The organism is Rathayibacter sp. VKM Ac-2928 (assembly GCF_022815545.1).
Classification (GTDB): Bacteria; Actinomycetota; Actinomycetes; order Actinomycetales; family Microbacteriaceae; genus Rathayibacter; species Rathayibacter festucae.
Genome location: NZ_JALGRU010000002.1, coordinates 500,245 through 522,397, shown reverse-complemented (window position 1 = coordinate 522,397; position 22,153 = coordinate 500,245). Strand labels below are relative to the sequence as shown.

The following is a 22,153-nucleotide window of genomic DNA, read 5'->3' as shown; positions in this document are numbered from 1 at the left end:
GTCGATCACTGCTGCGTCCAAAACGAGTCCAATCCTTCGTCGACGGCGCGGACGTCGTCGGGTGTGCCGAATACTTCGAAACGGTAGAGATGCGGCACCTCGCACTTGCGGGCGATGATGTCGCCGGCGAGGCAGTAGGCCTCGCCGAAGTTGGTGTTGCCCGCGCCGATGACGCCGCGGAGCAGGGCGCGGTTGCGCGGGACGTTCAGGAAGCGGATGACCTGCTTGGGGACCGCTCCCCCGCCGTTGCCCCCGCCGTAGGTGGGGAGGACGAGCACGTACGGCTCGTCGACGTGGAGCGTGTCGACCGCGGCGCCGTCCCGCCGGGAGTGCAGGGGGATCTGCTGTGCGGGCCGCCCGAGCTTCTGCATGAAGCGGTGGGTGTTGCCCGAGCTGCTCGAGAAGTACACGAGTCCGCTCATCGCGCGCCTCCCCCGTCCTTCCGTCGTCCGCCCTCGCGGGCGCTTGCGGACCCGCTCCCGCGGATCCTCCGCCGGCCCGGGGCAGAACCTGCGCACCCGGACCGGCGAAGCTGTGTGCTCCTGACCAGCTCAGCCCTCACTCCACCGGACCTCTCTGAGGTCCACGGGTGGTGAGTCGCAAGGCGGAGGAAGGAGCTGTAGCGGCGCTACGGCGACTGACGACAACGCCGCGAATCGCCGCCCGTGGGCCTCAGAGAGCGGAGATCTTGTCGGGGCGGAAGCCGGACCAGTGATCGTCGTCCGTGATGACGACCGGCGCCTGGAGGTAGCCGAGGGCCTTGACGGCGTCGAGGGCCTTCTCGTCGACGGAGAGGTCGAAGATCTCGTAGTCGATGCCCTTGCTGTCGAGGGCCCGGTAGGTCGCGGTGCACTGCACGCAGGAGGGCTTGGTGTAGACCGTCACAGCCATGGGTGTCGTCCTTTCGGAAGGAGGTGTCCCGAGGGCCGGATCCGGTGCCGCGCCGGGGTCCGGGCGGGCGGGGAGGCGGTCGTGGGGAGTTCTGATGTGGAGTGGTGCGGGGCGCTCGGAGACCGGGCGGCGGTGCCGGTGGGCCTCTCAGCCCGACCTGCTCAGCAATACTACATATAGTGGGCGGCCCGGCGGCAGCCCACTAGGAGTAGTAGTTACATCCGTGTAGTTATCCACCGGTCCTCCCCCGATCCATCCACAGGCCGGGGCCCGCGGACCCGCGGAAGGACGCGGATCTTCCCGAGTTATCCACCGCTGTGGACAGTCGCGATCCGTTCCCTGGGTACAACGCTCCCCGGCGTGTCGGCATGCCCGACATGCGGGTGCCGGAGCGCACGTCGACCACTACATCTAGGGGTCGGCGTGCTGCGAGGTCCATGGCTCGACGCTACGGCCGACCACCGACACCCGCGGGTGCGGACAGGCGCCGCCGGGGCGGCCTCGGCGGGGCCTCCGCGCAGCCCTCACGCACCACCACGGGCACTCGGGCAGCCGCACCGGCAGGGCCGACACCCGCCGCCGCGCGCCGTCAGGACGCGCGGCGCGCCAGCTCCGCCGCAACGGTCCGCAGGTGCGGCAGCGGGTCGGCGATCGCGGCGGCCGCCGACCCCGCCGCCACGGTGAGCGAGCCCGCCGCGGCGAACGCGGTGGTCGGCGCCTGGATCGCCCCGGCGATCAGCATCGTGCGGGCGCCCGCCGCCTCCGCGAGCCCGAGCAGGTAGGAGGGGACCTTGCCGGCCATGGACTGCGCGTCGAAGCGCCCCTCGCCCGTGAGCACGACGTCCGCGCCCGCAACGAGGGCCGGGAGTCCGAGCGCCTCGCCGACCGCGGCCGAGCCGGGGGCCAGGCGCGCGCCCCAGGCGAGCAGGCCGAAGCCGGTGCCGCCGGCCGCGCCGGTGCCGGCCTCTTCCGGATCCGCGTCGAGATGCGCCGCGAGGTGGCGCAGGCCGTCGTCGAGGCGGAGCACGTCGTCGAGGGTCGCGCCCTTCTGCGGCCCGAAGACGTGCGCGGCTCCGGAGTCGCCGAGCAGCGGGTTGGTGACGTCGCTGAGGATGCGAGCGCCGCCCGCGGGGACGGGCCGCAGGGCGTGCCGGTCGACGACCGCGAGCTCGTGCAGCGCGCCGCCGCCGTCGCCGAGGTCGTGCCCGGAGACGGTGAGGAAGCGCGCGCCGAGCTCGCGCAGCGCCCCGACGCCGCCGTCGGTCGACGAGCTGCCGCCGATCGCCAGCAGCAGCGCGCGGGCGCCGGCGTCGAGCGCGGCGGCGATCGCCCGGCCGAAGCCGCGGGTGTGCGCGGTGAGCGGGCGCAGTGGATCGAGCAGCGTGATGCCGCTCGCGGAGGCGAGCTCGACCACAGCGGTGCCGTCCGGCAGCAGCAGCCAGGCCGTCTCGACGGGGCGGTCGTCGGGCCCGACCACGGTGAGCGTGCGGCGCTGCGCCTCCGGCACCGCGACCGCGAACGCGTCGACCGTGCCCTCGCCGCCGTCGGCCATCGGAGCGAGCACCAGCTCGTCGTCCGGCCGCACACCGCGCCAGCCCTCGGCGAGCGCCTCCGCCACCTCGACGGCGGTCGCCGACCCCTTGAAGGAGTCGGGCGCGATGATCACTCTGCGGGCTCCGCTGCTCATGCGCTCCAGTCTGGCAGCGGCGCGCCCGGCCCCGAACAGACCGCGAATGGACGCTCGATGGGGTCTGCGCGTGACCCAGGACCCCTTCCGCGGCCATTCGCTCGCCTCCTGTGGAGAACGAGAGCGGGTATCTCCAGCCCTCGGGCAGGATGGCGCGATGCCGCGGCCCGCACCCCTCCCTCCCGCGCTCGCGGGGCGGGCGTTCTCGGTGCAGGAAGCGCTGGCCGCAGGGGTCGGGATCGAGCGGCTGCGCGCGAGTGATCTCGAGGCGCCGTTCCGGGGAGTCCGCGTTCCCCGAGGCCAGGCCGTGACCGTGGTGCAGCGCGCTCGCGCCTACGCGACCGTCATGGACGGATCGGTCTTCTGCGGCATCACCGCTGCCCGGCTGTGGCCGCTCGATCTGCCGCGGGAACCGCCCGGCGAGCCGCTGCACGTCGCGGTGCGGCCGCCGGCCCATGCGCCGCGCGGACGCGGTCTCGTCGGCCACTCCCTCGGCGACCCCCGGCTGCGCGCCGTCCGCCGCGGCGGGCTCCTCCTCGCGGACGGAGCGAGTCTCTTCCTCCAGCTCGCCTCGATGCTGTCGTTGGAGGACCTCGTCGCCGTCGGGGACGCGCTGGTGCTGGCCCCTGTCCGGCCTCCGCCGGGGCGGCCGTGGGTTCCGCTGCGCGAGCTGCGGAGGCGGGTCGAGGTCACGAGGGACGCGGGGCCCGCGCGGTCCGACATGCGCTGGAGCTCGTCCGCGAGGGTGCGGAGTCGCGCCGCGAGACCCTCCTGCGCCTCGCGCTCGCGGCCGCCGGTCTCCCCGAGCCCGAGCTGCAGGCGGAGCTCGTCGACGCCGACGGGAGGATCGGGCGGGTCGATCTGCTGTTCCGCCGATGGCGGGTGGTCGTCGAGTACGAGGGCGACCACCATCGCACCGACCGCGCGCAGTGGGACCGCGATCTGATCCGCTACGAGCGCCTCGCCGCCGCGGGGTGGACCGTCGTGCGCGTCGCCTCCGCCTCCTTCGACGCGGACCTCTCCGGCTGCACGGACCGCGTCCGCCGCGCCCTGGTGGCCGGCGGCTGGCGCCCGTTGCGCTGACTGCACTCGTCGCGCCGCCTCCACTCGCAGACCGACTCGCCAGCGGCTTCACGAACAGACGCCGAACGGGCTCCGGCTCGCGCGCACAGCCCGTTCTGCGTCCACTCGCCTGCCACGCGCCGCACGAGAGGACACGAACAGGGGGCCGCCACTCGCGCACGCCCCGGCATGCGTCCACTCGCGGATCGATCCGCAGCCGCCTCCTCGAAGAGACGCGACATGGGGTCCGCCTCGTGCGCACACCCCCGCACGCGTCCACTCGACGGCCCCGGCCCACGCGAATGGACCCGAACGGGGCGTGGGCGGACGCTCAGACCCCATCGCGCGCCGGATGGCCGCGGACGCGGCCCAGGCTCGAGCCGCAGGGGCCGCGCTCCGGCGAACCTCCCGCGGGTCTCCGCGCGGTGAGCCGCAAGGCGGAGGAGGGCGCGATACCGGCGGTATCGCAACCGACGACAACGCCGCAGGCGGCCGTGCGGAAGCCGAACCGCCCGCGGGTCTCCGCGCGGTGAGCCGCAAGGCGGAGGAGGGCGCGATACCGGCGGTATCGCAACCGACGACAACGCCGCGGATCGCCGTGCGGAGGTCCGCGGGCCTACGTGGGGGTGGACAGGCGGAAGCCGCGCTTGATCACCGTGGCGACCAGGCGCGGCTCGGGCAGGGCCTGGCGGAGGCGGCTGATGGCGACGTCGACGGCGTGGTCGTCGAGGGGCTCGGGGGCGGCGGCGGCGAGGACGGAGCGCGCGACGGTGGCGCCCTCGGCGGCGACCAGGGTGCGGAAGAGGGCGAGGGCGACGGGGGTGAGGGCGACGCGCGTTCCGGCGAGCACCGCGTGCCGGCCGCGCAGCTCGAGGGGGCCGTAGTCGGTGTCGATGCGGGGGGCGGACTGCTCGAGGTGCTCGCAGGTAAGGCGGATGAGCGCGCCCATCCGGAAGCGGTCGGGGACGATCGGCAGGATCTGCGCCTCGACGAGCGGGGCGGCGGTGACCGGGCCGACGGCGGCCGCGACGACGGTCTCGCGGAAGGCGGCCTGGAGCTCGTCCAGCCGGCCGGCCGCCTCCGCGACGGTGAACAGCGCCTCGACGGCGGGCGCGCTGGTGAAGGTGACGGCGTCGAGGCCGCCGCAGCAGATCGCCTCGATCAGGCGGAGGACGCGGGCCGAGTCCTCGTGCGCGCTCCAGCGGTAGGGGGCGGCGGTGAGGACGGTCGCGCCGGCGTCGGTGAGGCGCTGCAGCTGCGCCGGGTCGGTGAAGCCGTGCAGCTGGACGGCGACGGTGCGGCCGGCGGCGCCCTCGCGCAGGGCGAGGTCGACGAGGGAGGTGGTGGTCTCGCGCTCGCTCATGCCGTGGTCGTCGAGGCCGGCGGCGCGGACGGCCCCGCGCGCCTTCGGGCCGCGGACGAGGATCCGGGCGTCCGAGAGCGCGTCGGTCAGGTCGTCGCCGAGGCCGGCGGCGTCGGCCGCCTCGAGCCAGCGGCGCATGCCGTAGGAGGTGGTCGCGAGCAGCACGTCGGGCCGGGCCGCGACGATCGCGCGGGTCTCCGCCTCGAGGACACCCTCGGTGTCGACGCCGCGCATCCGGATGGTGGGCGCGTGGGTGACGTCGGCGCCGCGGCGCTCGAAGGCGGCGATCAGGTCCTCGGAGCGGCGGTCGGAGGTGACGCCGATCCGGAAGCCGACGAGCTGGTCGGGCCGGAAGCCGGGCGAGGCGGCGTCGGGATCGGGCCCGTCGGCGCCGGGCCCGGCGCTCGCGGTCCTGACGGCACCGGTCGCCTCAGCACCGGCCGCACTCCCGCCGGTCGCCTCGAAACCGCTCGCCTCGGTGCCGGTCATCAGCGGCCCCCTCGGGCAGTCACAGGGTGAGTGCATCGACCGCGCGGGCGATGCTCTCGGGATCCCGAGCATCATCGCACGCCGCCTGGCGCACCACCTCGCCGATCACGATGACCGCGGGCGAGCGCGGCGCCAGCTCGGCGAGCAGGCCGAGCACCCCGCCGACGGAGGAGATCGTGGTGCGCTGGGCGTGCGACCAGCCGCGCTCGACGATCGCCAGCGGCATGCCGGCGGCCATCCCGGCGCGCTGCAGCCCCGCGACGAGGTGCGGGAGCGTGTTCACGCCCATCAGCACGACCAGCGTCCCGCCCAGCCCGGCCAGGTGCCCCAGCTCCTCCTCGCTGAAGGGTGCGTGGCCCGAGACCACGGTGAACGCGCGGCTGACCTCGCGGTGGGTGACCGGGATGCCGGCGGCGGCGGGGACCGAGATCGCGCTCGTGACACCGGGGACGATCGTGAACGGCACGCCGGCGACGCGGCAGGCGCGCACCTCCTCCGACCCGCGGCCGAAGACGAACGGGTCGCCGCCCTTCAGCCGGACGACGTCGAGCCCGTCGAGCGCGCGGGAGACCATCAGCCGCTCGATCTCGTGCTGCGGGACGGCGTGGTGGCCGGGGGTCTTGCCGACGTCGATCAGCTCGGCGCCGGGCGCCCAGTCGGCGAGGCCGTCGTGCGGGCCGAGGCGGTCGAACAGCACGACGTCGGCCTCGCGGAGGGCCCGGTGCGCGGCGAGCGTCATCAGCTCGGGGTCGCCGGGTCCGCCGCCGACGATGCTCACGTGCCCGACGCCGCGGTGCGCGGCGGGCGCCTCGTCGACGACCCAGACGCCGTGCCGGGCGGCCTCCGCGGCCGCGGCCGCGCGGAGGGACGCTGCGCCCTCGACCCAGGCGAGCAGGGCGGGGCGGGCCGCGGGCAGGAGCGACGCGGAGGCGAGGCGCAGGCACAGCGCGTCGTCCGGGTACCAGCGCTCCACGAGGGCGCCGGCCGCGCGGTAGCGGGCGAGGACGCGGCGGGTGCCGACGACGCTGCCGACGACGAGGACGCGGCGGCCGGTGAGATCGACGGAGAGCTGCATCACGCCTCCGATCCGGGCATCGCGGAGGCGGCGGAGGCGGCGGAGGCGGCGGACCCGGAGGAGACGGAGGGAGCGAACGGCGCGAGCGTCGCGGGTGCCGGCACCGACGCCGACGGCCCCACGACCGACACCGCGCCCGGCCCGATCGGGATCGACGTCCCGGCCACGAGCACCGGCCCGTCCGAGCGCTCGTCGCGCCCCGCCGGACGGCTCTGCCCGCGCTCGCGCACGGTGCTCACCCGCGGATCCGCGGTGTCGGGCGCGTTGACGAAGGAGCGGAAGCGGCGCAGCCGGTCCGGGTCCGCGAGCGTCGCCGCCCACTCGTCCACGTAGGTGTCGACGTGGGTCGCCATCGCCGCCTCCAGCTCGGCCGCGATCCCGAGCGAGTCCTCGCAGACCACCTCCTTGACGTGGTCGAGGCCGCCGGGCAGGTCCTCCTGCCAGCGCGCCGTCCGCTGCAGGCGCTCGGCGGTGCGGACGTAGTACATGACGTAGCGGTCGATGTAGCGGACCAGGGTCTCGTCATCGAGGTCCTGCGCGAGCAGCTGCGCGTGGGCGGGCTGGTAGCCGCCGTTGCCGCCGACGTAGAGGTTCCAGCCGGTGTCGGTCGCGATCACGCCGATGTCCTTCCCGCGCGCCTCGGCGCACTCCCGGGCGCAGCCGCTGACCCCGAGCTTGAACTTGTGCGGCGAGCGCAGGCCGCGGTAGCGCTCCTCCAGGAAGATCGCCATGCCGACCGCGTCCTGCACGCCGTAGCGGCACCAGGTCGAGCCGACGCAGGACTTCACGGTGCGCAGCGACTTGCCGTAGGCCTGGCCCGACTCCATGCCGGCGTCGACGAGGATGCGCCAGATCTCGGGGAGCTGCTCGAGGCGGGCGCCGAACATGTCGATCCGCTGGCCGCCGGTGATCTTCGTGTAGAGGCCGTACTGCTCGGCGACCTCCGCGATCACTTTGAGCTTCGCCGGCGTGATCTCGCCGCCCGGCACCCGCGGGACGACGGAGTAGGTGCCGTCCTTCTGCATGTTGGCGAGCGCGCGGTCGTTGGTGTCCTGGAGCGGCGCCTGGCCGGCGTCGAGGATGTAGCCGTTGGTCTGGGTCGCGAGCACGGAGGCGATCACCGGCTTGCAGACGTCGCAGCCCAGGCCCGAGCCGAAGCGCTCCATCACCTGCTCGGCCGAGGACAGGCCGAGGATCCGGACGGACTCGAACAGCTCGCTCCGGCTGAGCGAGACGTGCTCGCAGAGCGCGCGCGACACCTCGACGCCGGCGCGGGTCAGCTCGGTGTCGAGCAGCTTCTTCACCAGCGGCACGCACGAGCCGCACTGGGTGCCGGCGCGGGTGCAGGCCTTCAGCGGGCCGAGCTCGGTGCAGCCCTCGCCGATCGCGTGACGGACGTCGCCCACCGAGACGTTGTTGCAGGAGCAGAGCTGCGCGTCGTCGGGCAGGTCGCCCGAGGGCGCCTCGCCGCCGGCCGCCGCGAGGTAGGCGCTGGGCTCCGCGGGCAGCTCGCGGCCGAGCAGCGGGCGGAGCGAGGAGTAGGGACCGGCGTCGCCGACGAACATGCCGCCGAGCAGGGTGCGCGCGTCGTCCGAGACGACGATCTTCTGGTAGAGCCCGCGGGCGGGGTCGGCGTAGACGACCTCGAGCGCCCCCTCCCCCGCGCCGAGCGCGTCGCCGAAGCTCGCGACCTCGACCCCGGAGAGCTTGAGCTTGGTCGCGTCGTCCACGCCCGGGAAGGTGGCGTCGCCGCCCAGCAGGCGGTCGGCGACGACCTCGGCCATCGCGTTGGCCGGGGCGACGAGGCCGACGGTGCGGCCGTCGATCGCGGCGACCTCGCCGATCGCCCAGACGTGCGGGCGGCTGGTGCGGCAGGCCTCGTCGACGACGACGCCGCCGCGGGGCGCGACCTCGATCCCGACCGCGCGGGCGAGCTCGTCGCGCGCCGTGATGCCGATCGAGAAGACGACCATGTCGGCGCCGATGCTGGTGCCGTCGGTCATCGTGACGCCGAGCACGGTGCCCTGCGGCGAGGTGAGGACGGCGGTGGGGCGGTTGCCGAGGTGCAGGGTGACGCCCTGCGCCGCGATGATGCGGCCGAGCGCCTGCCCCGCGCCCTCGTCGAGCTGGGCGCTCATCAGCCAGCGGCCGGAGTGGATCAGCGCGGTGCGCGCGCCGAGCCGGTGCGCGCCGCCCGCGGCCTCGAGGCCGAGCAGTCCGCCGCCGACGACGACCACGCTCGCCGGGCGGCCGCGGCGAGCGCGGAAGGCGGCGAGGTCGGCGACGAGGCCGTCGACGTCCTCGAGGGTGCGGTAGACGCGGCCGTGCTCGGCGCCCTCGATCGGCGGCACGGTGGCGGAGGAGCCGGTGGCCAGCACGATCTCGTCGCCCTCGAACCAGCGGCCGTCGGCGAGCTGCACGCGGCAGTGCTCGGGGTCGAGGGCCACGACGCGGGAGGAGGTGACGAGGGTCGCCGACTCCCAGAGCGAGCCGTCGCCGAGAGTGAGGTCGGTCGCGCCCTCGAGGCGCTTCGAGAGCGCGACGCGGTCGTAGGGGTGGTGCGCCTCCTCGCCGAAGACGGTGATCTCGAGGGCGGTGGCGCCGGCCCGGGCGACGAGCGCGTCGACCAGGCGGTGGGCGGCGGGGCCGGCGCCGACGACGAGCACGCGTCGGGGGCCGGTGGGGAACGCACCTCGGGATGTCATGGGCTCCACCGTAGGCAGGCGCGGTTTCGCCCCCGTTGCCCCTGCGTAACGTCGTGTGACCGACCTCTCACGACAGCGGACCGGCATCGTGAGGGCTTCGTTACGCCCGTGACTCCGGAGGGGTGCTCCCGCGAAACGTGGGCTCTCTACCGTGGGCCTCACCGCCGCCGACCGGCCGCGGGCAGCACTCCTCCTCGGAAGGCGGGACGATGACCCTCCTCGATCAGCAGGTCACCGCCGGCCCCACGACGGCCCGCAGCGCTCCGGCCGGCACCGCGCCGGCCGCGACCTGGGTCCCCGTCTGCAACCGGCTCGAGCTGGAGCCGCTCTGGGGCGAGGCCGCGCTCGTCGGCGGCGTGCAGCTCGCGCTGTTCCTCCTCCCCGACGGCCGCGTCTTCGCCGTCTCGAACCTCGACCCGGCGACCGGCGCGGCCGTCCTCTCCCGCGGCATCGTCGGCTCCCGCGCGGTCGACGGCGTGCAGCGGGCGACGATCGCCTCGCCCCTGCACAAGGACGTCTTCGACCTCGAGACGGGCGTCTGCTACACCTCGCCGCGGCTTCACCTCGCCACCTGGAGCGTGCGGGAGACGGGCGGAGTGATCGAGGTCGCCCAGCGGACAGCGCTGGTCTGCGCCTCGCACGGCACCTCCGACGACGACGGCCGCACCGCGGTCGCCGCGCTGGTCCAGGCGGTCCGCGAGGCGAACCCCGCGGCCGAAGTCCTCGACTCCTTCGTCGACGTGCAGCAGCCCGACGTGCCGGCCTCCCTCGGCACGCTCGAGCCCGACCGCCCGGCCGTCGTCGTGCCGCTGCTGCTCTCGGCCGGCTACCACGTGCACGTCGACCTCGCCGAGGCCGCGGCGGAGGCGGACCGTCCCGTCCGCGTCACCGGCGCCCTCGGCCCGGACCCGCGGCTCGCCCGCGTCCTCGCCCGCCGCCTGCGCGAGGCCGGTCTCGCCGACGGCGACCGCGTCGTGCTGGCCGCGGCCGGCTCGAGCGATTCCGGCGCGGTCGCCGACTGCTGGGCCACCGGCCGCCTCCTGGCCGCCGAGCTCGGCCGCGACGTCGCCGTCTCCTTCATCTCGGCCGCCGAGCCGCGCGTCCCGGAGGCGGTGGCCGCCGAGCGCGCCGCCCACCCCGGCGCCCGCGTGCTCGTCTCCACCTACCTCCTCGCCCCCGGCTACTTCGCCTCGCTCGCCGCCTCGGCGGGAGCCGACCTCGCCACCGCCCCGCTGCTCACCGCCGTCGACCCGCCCGCGCGCGAGCTGGTCGACATCGTCTCCGAGCTCTTCGGCCGCAGCGCGTAAGCGCCCGGCCGCTCGACCTTCTCTCTGTCCTTCTCTCCCCGCACGCTCCCCGCTCTCTCGCCCCGCACTCTCTTCGGCGCGCCCGCGCCCACTCCCCGGAGGATCCGATGACTGCTGCACCGCCCACCACCGCCCCCGCCACCACCGGCCCCGCGACGACCGCCCCGTCGGGCCTCACCCGCCGCCCCGGCCGCTGGATCGACGGCTGGAACCCCGAGGACCCCGCGCAGTGGCAGGCGGAGGGGCGACAGGTCGCCGGCCGCAACCTGCGCTGGTCGATCTTCGCCGAGTTCCTCGGCTTCGTCGTCTGGCAGCTCTGGTCGGTCGTGGTCGTCCAGCTGCCCGCGGCGGGCTTCGACTTCAGCACCGGCGAGATCTTCTGGCTGATCTCGATGCCGAGCCTCGTCGGCGCGACGCTGCGGATCCCGTACACCTTCATGGTCCCCCGCTTCGGCGGGCGGAACTGGACGATCGTCTCGGCCGGCCTGCTGCTCATCCCGAGCATCGGACTCGCGCTCGCGGTGGGGAACCCGGACACGCCCTTCGGCGTGATGCTCCTGGTCGCGGCGCTGGCCGGCTTCGGCGGCGGCAACTTCGCCAGCTCGATGGCCAACATCACCTTCTTCTACCCGCACGCCCAGAAGGGCTACGCACTCGGCCTGAACGCCGCGGGCGGCAACCTCGGCGCCTCGGTGGCGCAGCTGATCGTGCCGATCGCCGTCACGATCGGCGCCGCGGCGACGGTGAACCTGCCGCTCGCCGGCCTCATCTGGGTGCCGCTGATCATCGTCGCGATGATCGGGGCCTGGAAGCGGATGGACAACCTCTCGACCGCGAAGGCCGACGTCGCCGCCTCCCTCGCCGCGCTGCGCGAGCCGCACCTCTGGCTGCTGGCGGTGCTCTACATCGGCACCTTCGGCTCGTTCATCGGCTTCGCGGGCGTCTTCCCCAAGCTCATCGCCGACACCTTCCCCGAGTTCTCGCAGTTCTCCGTCGGTTCCGCGACGCTGACGCTCGCCTTCCTCGGCGCCCTGGTCGGTTCGCTCTCGCGGCCCTACGGCGGCCGGCTCGCCGACCGCTTCGGCGGCGCACCCGTGACGATCGCCGCGTTCGTCGCCATGGGCGCCGGCATCCTCTTCGTCATCGCGACGCTGCCGCTCGGCAGCTTCTGGCTCTTCCTCGTCGGCTTCCTCGTGCTGTTCGCCTCGGCGGGCATCGGCAACGGCGCGACCTACCGGATGATCCCGACCGTCTTCGCCCTGCGCGCCCGGCAGAAGGGCGACGACGGAGTCGGCGCACAGCGCACCGCGGCCGCGGCCCTCGGCCTGATCTCGGCGATCGGCGCCTACGGCGGCTTCGTCATCCCGCAGCTGCTCGGCTACTCGAAGACGACCTTCGGCGACTACACGACGGCGCTCGGCTGGTTCGTCGCGGCCTACGCCGTGATGCTCGCGATCACGGCGGGCGTCTACCTCCGCCTGGCCGCGAAGACCGGGACCCGGATCTGACGATGACCGCCGCTCCCGCCCCGACCGACTCGCACTGCCCGTACTGCGCCCTGCAGTGCGCGATGACGCTGACCCGGGTCGACGGCCCGACGCCGGTGAGCATCGCGGGGCGGGAGTTCCCGACCAACCGGGGCGGGCTCTGCGCGAAGGGCTGGACGGCCGCGGAGCTGCTCGCGAGCGGGCAGCGACTGCGCGCGCCGCTGATGCGCGGGTCGGACGGCACCTTCACCGAGGTCACCTGGGCGGAGGCGCTCGACGCGGTCGCAGCGGCCGTCACGAAGACCCAGGAACGGCACGGAGCGGACGCGGTCGCGGTCTTCGGCGGCGGCGGGCTGACCAACGAGAAGGCCTACCAGCTGGGGAAGTTCGCCCGGATCGCGCTCGGCACCTCGCGGATCGACTACAACGGCCGGTTCTGCATGTCCTCGGCCGCCGCCGCCGGCAACCGGGCCTTCGGCGTCGACCGCGGGCTGCCGTTCCCGGTGACCGACCTCGACGAGGCCGACTCGATCCTGCTGCTCGGCTCGAACGTCGCGGCGACCATGCCGCCGTTCCTGGCGCACCTGGCCGGGGCGCGCTCGCGCGGCGGGCTGATCGTCGTCGATCCGCGCCGCTCCGCCACCGCCCGGCTCACCGAGGACGGTGCCGGACTGCACCTGCAGCCCGCGCCCGGCACCGACCTCGCGCTGCTGCTCGGCCTCACCCACCTCGTCCTCGCTGAGGAGCTGGCCGACCGCGACTACCTCGCCGCGCGCACGACCGGGTTCGACGCGGTGCGCAGGAGCGTCGCGTCCTGGTGGCCGGAGCGCACCGCCTCCGTCACGGGCGTGCCGGCCGAGCTGCTCCGCCGCACCGCCCGCCGCCTCGCCACCGGTCGCGCCTTCGTGCTGACCGGCCGCGGGGTCGAGCAGCACGTGGACGGCACCGACACCGCGACCGCCGCGATCAACCTCGCGCTCGTGCTCGGGTTGGTCGGGCGGCCGGGCTCCGGCTACGGCACCCTCACCGGGCAGGGCAACGGCCAGGGCGGTCGCGAGCACGGGCAGAAGGCCGACCAGCTGCCCGGCTACCGCTCGATCCGCGATCCGGAGGCGCGGCGCCACGTCGCCGGCGTCTGGGGCGTGGATCCGTCGACGATCCCCGGGCCGGGGCTGCCGGCCGTCGCACTCCTCGCCGAGCTCGGCCGCTCGGTGCACTGCCTGCTCGTGCACGGCTCGAACGTGGTCGTCTCGGCGCCCGACGTCGACGCGGTGCGGGCCGGGCTCTCCGCGCTGGACACGCTGGTCGTCTGCGACTTCTTCCTCTCCGAGACCGCGGCGCTGGCCGACATCGTGCTGCCCGTGCCGCAGTGGGCCGAGGAGGAGGGGACGATGACCTCGCTCGAGGGCCGCGTCCTCCGCCGCCGCCGCGCGCTCGACCCGCCCGCCGGCGTCCGCGGCGAGCTGTGGATCCTGAGCGAGCTCGCCCGCCGCCTCGCCGCGCCGTCGACCTGGTCGACCGACCCGGCGGAGGTGTTCGACGAGCTGGCCCGCGCCTCGGCCGGCGGCGTCGCGGACTACTCCGGGCTCTCGCACGCGCTGCTCGACACCGGGATCGCCGCGTACTGGCCGTACCCCGCCGGCAGCACCGGCACTCCGCGGCTCTTCGGCGAGCACTTCGGCCACGCCGACGGCCGGGCCAGGATGGTCGCCGTCAGCACCGCTCCCCCGGCGCCGGTCGACGTCGGCGCCGAGCTGACGCTGATCACCGGCCGCTACCTGCAGCAGTACCAGTCGGGCACGCAGACCCGGCGGGTCGCCGAGCTCGACGCGGCGCGCCCCGAGGCGCGGCTGGAGATCCACCCGGCCACCGCCTCCCGGCTCGGCGTCCGCGACGGCGGACCGGTCTCGGTCGGCAACGCGCGCGGAGTGGTGCGGGCGCGCGCGAGCGTCACGGCCGACATCCGGCACGACACGGTCTTCCTGCCGTTCCACTACGCGGGCGAGCAGTGCGCCAACCTGCTGACCGAGGCGGTCGTCGATCCGATCTCCTCGATGCCGGAGTTCAAGCGGACGCGGGTCTGGATCCGAGCGGAAGGGGTGCTCGATGTCTGAGCCGATGAGGGCGGCAAGCGGAGCGGTCGCGCCCGAGCGGATCGTCCTGCTCGGCTACGGGCCGGTGGGCGCGCGCTTCGTCGAGGAGCTGCTGCCGGCCGTCCGCGCCGGGGCGGTCGCGCTGACCGTCGTCGGCGCGGAATCCGCCGACGCCTACAACCGCGTCCTGCTGGCCGAGTACGCCGTCGGGCGGGCGACCCGCGAGCGGCTCGACCTCGGCGACCGCGCCACGGCCGAGACGGCCGGCGTGGTCTTCCGGCTCGGGGCCGCCGCCGTCGGCCTCGACCGCGCGCGCGGGGTCGTCCGCCTGCACGACGACGAGCGCCTCCCCTACGACCGCCTGGTCTTCGCGACCGGGGCCCGGGCGAACGTGCCGACCCTCGCCGGGATGGAGCGCTCGCGGCGCGACCGGCGGGTGCGCTCGGCACTGCCCGAGACGCTCGATCAGGGCGCGAGCCCGCTGCCCGAGCGCGTCGTCGCGCTGCGCGACCTCGACGACGCGCGCGTCGTGCTCGACGCGGTGCGCGCCCGCTCCCGCATCGTGGTGCTCGGCGCCGGGGTGCTCGGGGTCGAGTTCGCGCTCGCCGCCGCCGAGCAGGGCGCCGATGTCGTCGTGGTGCATCACGGCGACATCCCGATGGGGCGGAACCTCGATCACGGCGGCGGGCGGATGCTCGCCGCGGCCGCCCGCGCCGCCGGCGTCGACATGGTGTCGCACGCCCGTTCCGAGAGCATCCTGCTCGCCCACGACGACCTGGGCCGCGCGCACTTCCAGGCGCTGGTCTGCGCGGACGGCAAGCAGATCGAGGGCGACCTGCTCGTGCTGTCCTGCGGCGTCGGGGCGCGCACCGAGCTCGCGGCGAGCGCCGACCTCGCGGTCTCGACCGGGATCCTCGTCGACGAGCACCAGCGCAGCTGGACGGACCCGTGCGTCTTCGCGATCGGCGACTGCGCCCACGTCGCGGCCCGGGGCTCGGCGCTGCCGGACGGCCGCGTGCCCGGCGGTCCGAGCGGGCTGATCGGGCCGGGCTGGCAGCAGGCCGACCGCCTCGCGGCCCGCATCGTCGCGGAGGCGGCGGGTCGCCTCGCCGACGAGCGCGTGCCGTCGGCGCGCCCCGCCGTGGTGATGCTGAAGGCCGAGGGCGTCGACCTGGTGGCGGGCGGCGATCCGACGGCCGAGCCCTGGGACGCCTGCGACGGCGCCCCGCACCCCGAGGTCACCGTCTGGGCGGATCCCGCCCGGGGCGGCTACGCCAAGCTCGTCACCGTCGGCGGAGTGCTGCGCGGCTTCGTCTCGGTCGGCCTGCCGCGCGTCGGCGCGGAGCTGACGCTGCTGTTCGAGCGCGGCTCCGAGCTGCCGGCCGACCGCTCGAGCCTGCTGCGGCTCGACGCTCCGGACGCGGGCGCGGCCCCGACCGGCGACCCGTTCGCTCCGGACGCGACGGTCTGCTGGTGCAACGGCGTCTCGGCCGGCACGATCGCGGACGCGGCGGCCGCGGGTCACGACACGGTCGCCTGCATCGGCTCGGCCACCCGGGCCGGCACCGGCTGCGGCGGCTGCACCGGCCGGATCGCGGAGCTCCTGGCCCGCACGGCCGTCCCGGCCTGACGGACGTCCACGAACACACCTGAATCGGGCCCCGGTTCCCGCATGCACCCCGACGCCTGATCCCTGAGGCTCGCGGACTCAGTCGGCGGCGTCCAGCGCCTCCGCCAGGCGGCGGGACACCGCGCGCAGCTCGAGCTCGGCGCCGCGGACGCGCTCCTCGAGGTCGGCCGTCCGCGACTCGCCGGCGGCGAGCAGCGGCGGAGTGACGGCCAGCGACTCCTCGGTCTCGCGGCGCAGCTCCGCCAGCGCGGCCCGGTCCTCGTCGAGGGCCGCGCGCAGCCCGGCCGTCTCCTCGCGCAGCGCCGCCGTCTCGGCGCGCACCGCCGCGAGCTCGTCCCGGAGCCCGGCCAGCTCGCCGCGGACCGCCGCGACCTCCTCGCGCACCTCCTCGGTGCGCAGCCGCGCCTGCTCGAAGTACGGCGCGACCATCCGGTGCACCGCCTCGCGCAGGGCGACGCCGCCCCGGCCGAAGCGGGTCGGTGCGGAGGCGGGGTCGGCCCTGAAGTCGTGGTCGTCGGTCATTCGTCGTCCCGTCCGGAGAAGCGGCGGTGGAGCACGTCCATCGCGCGGTGGTCCTTGTCCATGATCTCGGCCTCGAGGGCCGTATCGGCGGCGCGCTCGGCGAGGCCCGGTCGCGAGCGGCGCTCGAGCGACCGCTCGAGCAGCTCGATCGAGCGCCCGAACGAGAGCGGTCCGCGGGCCGCCGCGCGCCCCCGCCGGCCGAGGGCCTCGAGGTCGGTCGCGCCGCTCACCACGTCGCTCATCGCCTCGAGCAGCGCGGGCGCCGAGCGGCGGATCTTGACGCAGTCGACCCCGTCGACGAGGAACTCGGCGACTCCGCTCGCGGCGGTCACGATCGGCACGCAGCCGGCCGCGGCCGCCTCCACCGGCGCGACGCCGAACGGCTCGCCCGCCCAGGTCGGGAAGAGGAAGGCGTCGGCGCGCCCGTGCGCGGCGAGCACCTCGTCGCGGGGGCGCGGGCCGTGGAAGGTCACGACGCCCTCGAGCCCCTGCGCCTCGGCGCGGGCACGGTAGCCATCCACGTCGCCGTCGCCGTAGAGGTCGACCCGGAAGTCGCGGGTCCGCTCGGCGAGCGCGGCCGACGCCTCGAGCACGAGGTCGACGCCCTTGTGCTCGCCCAGCGACGCCGCGAAGGTGAAGCGCGTGACGCCGCCCTCGCGGTACGTCCGCGGGCCGTCGTCCTCGGGCACGACGACGCCGCGGCCGATCACCTCGACGTCGCCGAGCTGCAGCCCGCCCGCCTCGATCGTCTCGACGAGCGAGCGGCTCACGGCCACGATCTCGCCGCGGTCGAAGTGGTCGGCCCGGTCCGCGCCGTAGACCGCGAGCACCTTCTCCGGCAGGCCGTCGACGAGCGCGTTCGGCGTGCGGTCGCCGAGGTTCCACAGCCAGCCCGCCTCGACCCGGCGCAGCAGGTCGACGATCGCGAGCCCGCCGATGCCCAGCAGGTTGAAGGCCACCACCTGGGTCGGGGCGAAGTCGCGCAGCTCCTCGAGCAGGATGCGGGTGTTCTCGAACCGCGACACCGCGCTCTCGTGGTGCATCAGCCGGGCGATCTCGCCGCCGGTCTGCGGCAGCGGGAAGTAGGTGCGGAGGCTCAGGGTGCGGTGCACCTCGACGCCGGACGGCTCCGGCGGCAGGTAGGTCGGCGTGGTCAGCACCCGCACGTCGTGGCCGCGGGCGGCCATCGCCTCGGCGACGCGGGCGCAGGTCATCTCGTAGCCGCCGAGCACCTGCGGCGGGTAGAGGTTGCTGAGGAAGAGGAGTCTCATGCGCTCGCCCCCTGCCTGCCGGCGTCCGCGGCGATGCGGGCGGTGACCTCGGGCGTGTAGCTGGCGCCGGCCTGGCGGTCGTTGCCGCCGTCCCAGTAGTTGACGAGGTAGAGGCCGGTCTGCTGCGTCCGCGGGACGAACGGGAAGAGCTCGGCGGCCGGCTCGATCTGCGCGACGCGGTAGCCCGCGTCGACGGCGCGCACGTGCAGCCAGATGTCGTCGGCGTCGGGCGCGACCTCCCGGAAGGCGTCGCCGTGCTCGGCGATCGCGACCATCAGCTCGCTCGGGAACAGCTGCCCGGACACCGAGGTGCCGAAGACGTCGAAACCGGCCCGCGTGTCCGCGACGGGCGGCCAGCTCGTGTACGGAGCGACGACACCGTCGGCGACGAGCACCCTGTGCGCGCGGTAGCAGAGCACCGTCTCGCGCGGGTAGCGCGAGCGGGCGTCGAGCAGACCCCGGAGCCAGCTGCGCGGATAGACGATGTCGTCGTCGGAGGTGACCAGGTCGCGCTCCCCCGCCCGCCCGGAGAGCAGGTGCGGGTAGTACTTGGTGTGCACGCGGTAGCCGTCGACCAGCCGGATCTCGAGGCCGCGGCGGCGCAGGCGCTCGAGGCTCGCGGGCAGCGCGGTGAACAGCGCCGGGTCGTCCAGCCAGAGCACGAGCCGGGCCGGGCGGGCGGACCCGCGGGCGATCGACTCGATCGCCACGTGCACGCGCCGGATCCGCTCGCCGTGGGTCGTCATCGTGACGACGACCTCGCCGGCCGGGTCGACGACCGAGCGGCGCGAGACGCGGTTGGCGAGGTCGAGGCCGAGCAGCTCGCGCCGGAACGCGAGCGAGCGCGGGTGGTCGATCGGGCGGGCGGCCACGACCGCGGCGCGGCGCTCACGGAGGTTCTGCGGGGCGGATCGGGCGCGGTGCGCCAGGCGGAGCAGGCGGGTGCGGGGGCGGAGCCGGGCCCCCAGCGCGGCGAGGCGCGTGCGGGGCCGGAGACGTCGGCCGAGCGCGGCGAGGGCGGAGTGCATCGGTCCAGGATAACCAGGCACCCCTGGACGGCCGGTGGTCTCAGCGGCCGCCGAGGACCGCGTAGGCCCGCACCGGGAAGGTGCCGAAGCCGCTCACCTTGGGCGGCACCGCGGTGAAGCGGGCTCCGGTGGCGGGGAGCTGCTCGAGCCCGCGGAGGTGCTCCACGACGTGCACTCCCGCGGCGAGGAGGAGGCTGTGGGCGGGCCGCTCGCCCCCGCCCTCGACGTCGTCGATGTTCACGGAGTCGATGCCGACGAGCACCGCGCCGCCGGCGATCAGCGCCTCCGCCCCGGCGGCGGTGAGGAACGGCGCGCCGCTCGCGTACCCGGGCGTGGCGAAGTGCGCGTCCCAGCCGGTCGAGAGCAGCACCGCGGCCCCGGAGACGTCGAGTCCGCCGAGCGCGTCGAGGTCGATCCCGCGCCGTCCCGCCGCGCGCGCGTCGACGACGACGGCGGGGAGGTCGACCAGCGTCTCGAGGTCGAGCCCGGCCAGGTCGGTGCCGCCCTCGTAGCGGTGGAACGGGCTGTCGAGGTAGGTGCCGGTGTTGCCGATCATCTCGATGACGTCCAGCGCGAACTCCGTGCCCGGTGCGTAGGCCGCTCGCGACGCCTCCCGCGTGAGGTGCGGCCGGATCCGCGGCGCCGGCAGGCCCGGGTAGGTCACCAGCCCGTCCGCGACGGTGTGACTGAGATCGACGATGCGGCGCGCGGAGGAGGTCATGCCTCCGATGCTGACAGTGGCAGGATCACCGCGCCCCTCGAAGAACTGCCACGGGCCACCGGAGGAGCGCCAGTCCGCACGCTCCTCCGGCACCACCGCTACTTCTTCGGCAGCGCCGCCGCGAGGTCCGCGATCAGGTCGCTCGCGTCCTCGATGCCGACCGACAGCCGCACCAGCGACTCCGACACCTCGAGCGGCGTGCCCTTGACCGACGCGTGGGTCATCTCGCTGGGGTAGCCGATCAGCGACTCGACGCCGCCCAGCGACTCCGCCAGCTGGAACAGCTCGGTCGACTCCGCGAACTTGCGCGCCGCGCGCGGCGTCGCCAGCTCGACCGAGAGCATGCCGCCGAACCCCGACATCTGGCGCTTCGCCAGCTCGTGGCCCGGGTGCGAGGGCAGGCCCGGGTAGTGCACGGCCGTCACGGCGGAGTGCCCGGCCAGGAACTCGGCGACCGCCTGCGCGTTCTTCGAGTGCCGCTCCATCCGGATCGCGAGCGTCTTGATCCCGCGCACCGTCAGCCAGGCGTCCATCGGGCTCGAGATCGCGCCGACCGCGAACTGCAGGAAGGCGACCTTCTCGGCGAGCGGGCCGGAGCGCAGCGCGAGCGCCCCGCCGACCACGTCCGAGTGCCCGCCGAGGTACTTCGTCGTCGAGTGCACGACCACGTCGGCGCCGAGCGCGAGCGGCTGCTGCAGCGCCGAGGAGGCGAAGGTGTTGTCGACGACGACGATCAGGTCGTGCGCGTGCGCCAGGTCGGCCAGCTCCGCGATGTCGCTGATGGTCATCAGCGGGTTCGACGGCGTCTCGACCCAGAGCATCTTGGTCTCGCCGGGGCGGATGGCGTGCTGCACCTCGCGCAGGTTCGACATGTCGACCGCGGTGTTGGAGATGCCCCAGGCCGCGTGCACCCGGTCGATCAGCCGGTGGCTTCCGCCGTAGGCGTCGTTGCCGAGCACGATGTGGTCGCCGGGAGCGAGCGCCGCCCGGATCAGCGTGTCCTCGGCGGCGAGGCCGGAGGAGAACGAGTAGGCGACGTCCGCGCCCTCGAGCGAGGCGATCAGCTCCTGCAGCGAATCGCGGGTCGGGTTCGCCGAGCGGGCGTACTCGTAGCCGCCGCGGAAGCCGCCGATCCCGTCCTGGACGAAGGTCGACGTCATGTAGACGGGCGGAACGACCGCGCCGGTGGTCGGGTCGAACTCCTGACCGGCGTGGATGGCGCGGGTGTCGAAGTGCTGCTTCTTGGGCATGATCGCGGGGCTTTCCTGGTCGAGGGGGTGGAGAAGAAGGGGGAGGGCGGCGCTCAGGCCGTCGCGAACGACAGGAGGTCCTGCCGGGTGATCACGGCGACGGGCTTCCCCTCGTCGGTGACGAGCAGGGCGTTCGCCTCGCTCAGCGCGGCGCGGGCCGCCGTGATGCTCTCACCGAGGCCGATGAGCCGGAGCGCGTCGCCGGCGGAGGCGCCGATCGGATCGGTCATCGAGGTCGCGCCGCTGAAGACGCGGTCGAGCAGCTCGCGCTCGTCGACCGCTCCGACGACCTCGCCCATCACCACGGGCGGCTCGGCGGTGAGGACGGGCAGCTGCGAGACGCCGTAGGTCGTCATGATCTCGATCGCGTCCCGGACGGTGTCGCTGGGGTGCACGTGCACGAGGGCCGGCAGATCGCCGGTACTCGGGTTGGCGGCGCGGGCCGAGAGCACGTCGCGGACGGTGCCCTCCTCGCGGTGCTCGAGGAAGCCGTAGGAGCGCATCCAGCGGTCGTTGAAGATCTTGCCGAGGTAGCCGCGCCCGCCGTCGGGCAGCAGCACGACGACCACGTCGTCGGGTCCGAGCTCGGCGGCGGCCTTGAGCGCGACCGAGACGGCGAGGCCGCTCGAGCCGCCGACCAGCAGGCCCTCCTCGCGGGCGAGGCGGCGGGTCATCGCGAACGACTCCGCGTCGCTCGAGGCGATGATCCGGTCGACCACGCTCGGGTCGTAGGCGCTCGGCCAGAAGTCCTCGCCGACGCCCTCGGTCAGGTACGGGCGCCCGCCGCCGCCGGAGTAGACCGAGCCCTCCGGGTCGGCGCCGACGATCTGCACGCGGCCCTCCGACACCTCCTTGAGGTAGCGGCCGACGCCGCTGATGGTGCCGCCGGTGCCGACGCCCGCCACGAAGTGGGTGAGCTTGCCGGCGGTGTCGCGCCAGATCTCGGGGCCGGTGGTCTCGTAGTGGCTCAGCGGTCCGTTGAGGTTCGCGTACTGGTTGGGCTTGAAGGCGCCCGGGATCTCGCGCGCCAGCCGGTCGGAGACGGAGTAGTAGGAGTCCGGGTCCTCGGGAGCGACGGCCGTCGGGGTGACGACGATCTCGGCGCCGTACGCGGTGAGCACGTTCCGCTTGTCCTCGCCGACCTTGTCGGGCAGGACGAACACGCAGCGGTAGCCGCGCTGCTGCGCGACGAGGGCCAGGCCGATGCCGGTGTTGCCGCTGGTCGGCTCGACGATCGTGCCGCCGGGCTTCAGCAGGCCGTCGCGCTCGGCCGCGTCGATGATGCGGGTCGCGATGCGGTCCTTGGACGAGCCGCCGGGGTTGAGGTACTCCACCTTGACCAGGACGGTGGCCTGCACGCCGGAGGCGACCGGGCCGAGCTTCACGAGCGGGGTGTCGCCGATCAGGTCGAGCACCGAATCGGCGTACGCCATCCCGGTGTCCGGGCGTGCGGGAAGGGCTCGATCGAGGGTCATGTGGGCCAGCGTATCAACCGCGGATCGCCGGATGACGGGGGTCGCCGAGACCCCCGGACGCGGCCCCGGCACGGTCCGCGCGAGAGTGGTTCAGCGC

At 74.8% G+C, this 22,153-nt stretch carries 17 protein-coding genes; 5 read left to right on the top strand and 12 right to left on the bottom strand.

Annotation, left to right across the window (positions count from 1 at the left end):
• Positions 1–5 precede the first annotated feature (5 nt).
• The 3 genes from nrdI to MT350_RS10000 form a co-directional block, all read right to left on the bottom strand.
• On the bottom strand, positions 6–422 hold the full coding sequence (gene nrdI / locus MT350_RS10010) for a class Ib ribonucleoside-diphosphate reductase assembly flavoprotein NrdI (RefSeq protein WP_123447770.1): 417 nt from the start codon (positions 420–422) through the stop codon (positions 6–8).
• Positions 423–672: 250 nt separating this feature from the next.
• Positions 673–891: a glutaredoxin-like protein NrdH gene (gene nrdH, locus MT350_RS10005; RefSeq protein WP_123447771.1), complete on the bottom strand. Its 219-nt coding sequence runs from the start codon at positions 889–891 to the stop codon at positions 673–675.
• A 589-nt stretch (positions 892–1,480) separates the two neighbouring features.
• Positions 1,481–2,578 (bottom strand): glycerate kinase, encoded by a 1,098-nt coding sequence (locus MT350_RS10000; protein ID WP_243615849.1) that lies wholly within the window; start codon positions 2,576–2,578, stop codon positions 1,481–1,483.
• A gap of 651 nt (positions 2,579–3,229) precedes the next feature.
• Here MT350_RS10000 and MT350_RS20440 point away from each other — a divergent pair.
• Positions 3,230–3,661, top strand: a complete 432-nt coding sequence (locus MT350_RS20440; RefSeq protein ID WP_243615848.1) for a DUF559 domain-containing protein — start codon at positions 3,230–3,232, stop codon at positions 3,659–3,661.
• 595 nt (positions 3,662–4,256) lie between these two features.
• Here the strand turns inward: MT350_RS20440 and MT350_RS09990 are convergent.
• The 3 genes from MT350_RS09990 to nirB are packed head-to-tail and all read right to left on the bottom strand — an operon-like array spanning position 4,257 to position 9,272.
• Positions 4,257–5,492 carry a uroporphyrinogen-III synthase gene (locus tag MT350_RS09990; RefSeq protein ID WP_243615847.1) on the bottom strand — a complete coding sequence of 412 codons (1,236 nt, stop codon included), beginning with the start codon at positions 5,490–5,492 and terminating at the stop codon, positions 4,257–4,259.
• Positions 5,493–5,511: 19 nt separating this feature from the next.
• Positions 5,512–6,567, bottom strand: coding sequence for a uroporphyrinogen-III C-methyltransferase (gene cobA, locus MT350_RS09985; protein WP_243615942.1), 1,056 nt, complete (start codon positions 6,565–6,567; stop codon positions 5,512–5,514).
• The gene (gene nirB, locus MT350_RS09980; protein ID WP_243615846.1) at positions 6,567–9,272 is read right to left on the bottom strand and encodes a nitrite reductase large subunit NirB; all 2,706 of its coding nucleotides are present in this window, start codon (positions 9,270–9,272) and stop codon (positions 6,567–6,569) included. Before nirB ends, cobA begins: the two co-directional genes overlap by 1 nt.
• A gap of 209 nt (positions 9,273–9,481) precedes the next feature.
• On the opposite strand from nirB, the gene nirD reads away from it, so the two are divergent.
• The 4 genes from nirD to MT350_RS09960 all read left to right on the top strand — a co-directional run bounded on the left by nirD (position 9,482) and on the right by MT350_RS09960 (position 15,789).
• Positions 9,482–10,579: a nitrite reductase small subunit NirD gene (gene nirD / locus MT350_RS09975; protein ID WP_243598389.1), complete on the top strand. Its 1,098-nt coding sequence runs from the start codon at positions 9,482–9,484 to the stop codon at positions 10,577–10,579.
• A gap of 107 nt (positions 10,580–10,686) precedes the next feature.
• Entirely contained in the window at positions 10,687–12,087 is a 1,401-nt protein-coding gene (locus MT350_RS09970; protein WP_243615845.1) for an MFS transporter, read from the top strand.
• A 2-nt stretch (positions 12,088–12,089) separates the two neighbouring features.
• The gene (locus MT350_RS09965; protein WP_243598387.1) at positions 12,090–14,180 is read left to right on the top strand and encodes a molybdopterin oxidoreductase family protein; all 2,091 of its coding nucleotides are present in this window, start codon (positions 12,090–12,092) and stop codon (positions 14,178–14,180) included.
• A complete protein-coding gene (locus MT350_RS09960; RefSeq protein ID WP_243598386.1) occupies positions 14,173–15,789 on the top strand; it encodes an NAD(P)/FAD-dependent oxidoreductase in 1,617 nt (538 codons plus the stop codon). The genes MT350_RS09965 and MT350_RS09960 overlap by 8 nt, the downstream gene beginning before the upstream one ends.
• A gap of 78 nt (positions 15,790–15,867) precedes the next feature.
• On the opposite strand, the gene MT350_RS09955 is transcribed toward MT350_RS09960, so the two are convergent.
• The 6 genes from MT350_RS09955 to MT350_RS09930 all read right to left on the bottom strand — a co-directional run bounded on the left by MT350_RS09955 (position 15,868) and on the right by MT350_RS09930 (position 22,014).
• Positions 15,868–16,311, bottom strand: coding sequence for a hypothetical protein (locus MT350_RS09955; protein WP_243598385.1), 444 nt, complete (start codon positions 16,309–16,311; stop codon positions 15,868–15,870).
• Positions 16,308–17,582 carry a glycosyltransferase family 4 protein gene (locus MT350_RS09950; protein ID WP_243598384.1) on the bottom strand — a complete coding sequence of 425 codons (1,275 nt, stop codon included), beginning with the start codon at positions 17,580–17,582 and terminating at the stop codon, positions 16,308–16,310. The genes MT350_RS09955 and MT350_RS09950 overlap by 4 nt, the downstream gene beginning before the upstream one ends.
• Positions 17,579–18,610, bottom strand: a complete 1,032-nt coding sequence (locus MT350_RS09945; RefSeq protein ID WP_243598383.1) for a hypothetical protein — start codon at positions 18,608–18,610, stop codon at positions 17,579–17,581. Before MT350_RS09945 ends, MT350_RS09950 begins: the two co-directional genes overlap by 4 nt.
• A gap of 40 nt (positions 18,611–18,650) precedes the next feature.
• The gene (locus MT350_RS09940) at positions 18,651–19,331 is read right to left on the bottom strand and encodes a cyclase family protein (RefSeq protein WP_243598382.1); all 681 of its coding nucleotides are present in this window, start codon (positions 19,329–19,331) and stop codon (positions 18,651–18,653) included.
• 98 nt (positions 19,332–19,429) lie between these two features.
• Positions 19,430–20,581 carry a cystathionine gamma-synthase gene (locus MT350_RS09935; protein WP_123447781.1) on the bottom strand — a complete coding sequence of 384 codons (1,152 nt, stop codon included), beginning with the start codon at positions 20,579–20,581 and terminating at the stop codon, positions 19,430–19,432.
• 53 nt (positions 20,582–20,634) lie between these two features.
• Positions 20,635–22,014: a cystathionine beta-synthase gene (locus MT350_RS09930; RefSeq protein WP_123447782.1), complete on the bottom strand. Its 1,380-nt coding sequence runs from the start codon at positions 22,012–22,014 to the stop codon at positions 20,635–20,637.
• Positions 22,015–22,153 lie beyond the last annotated feature (139 nt).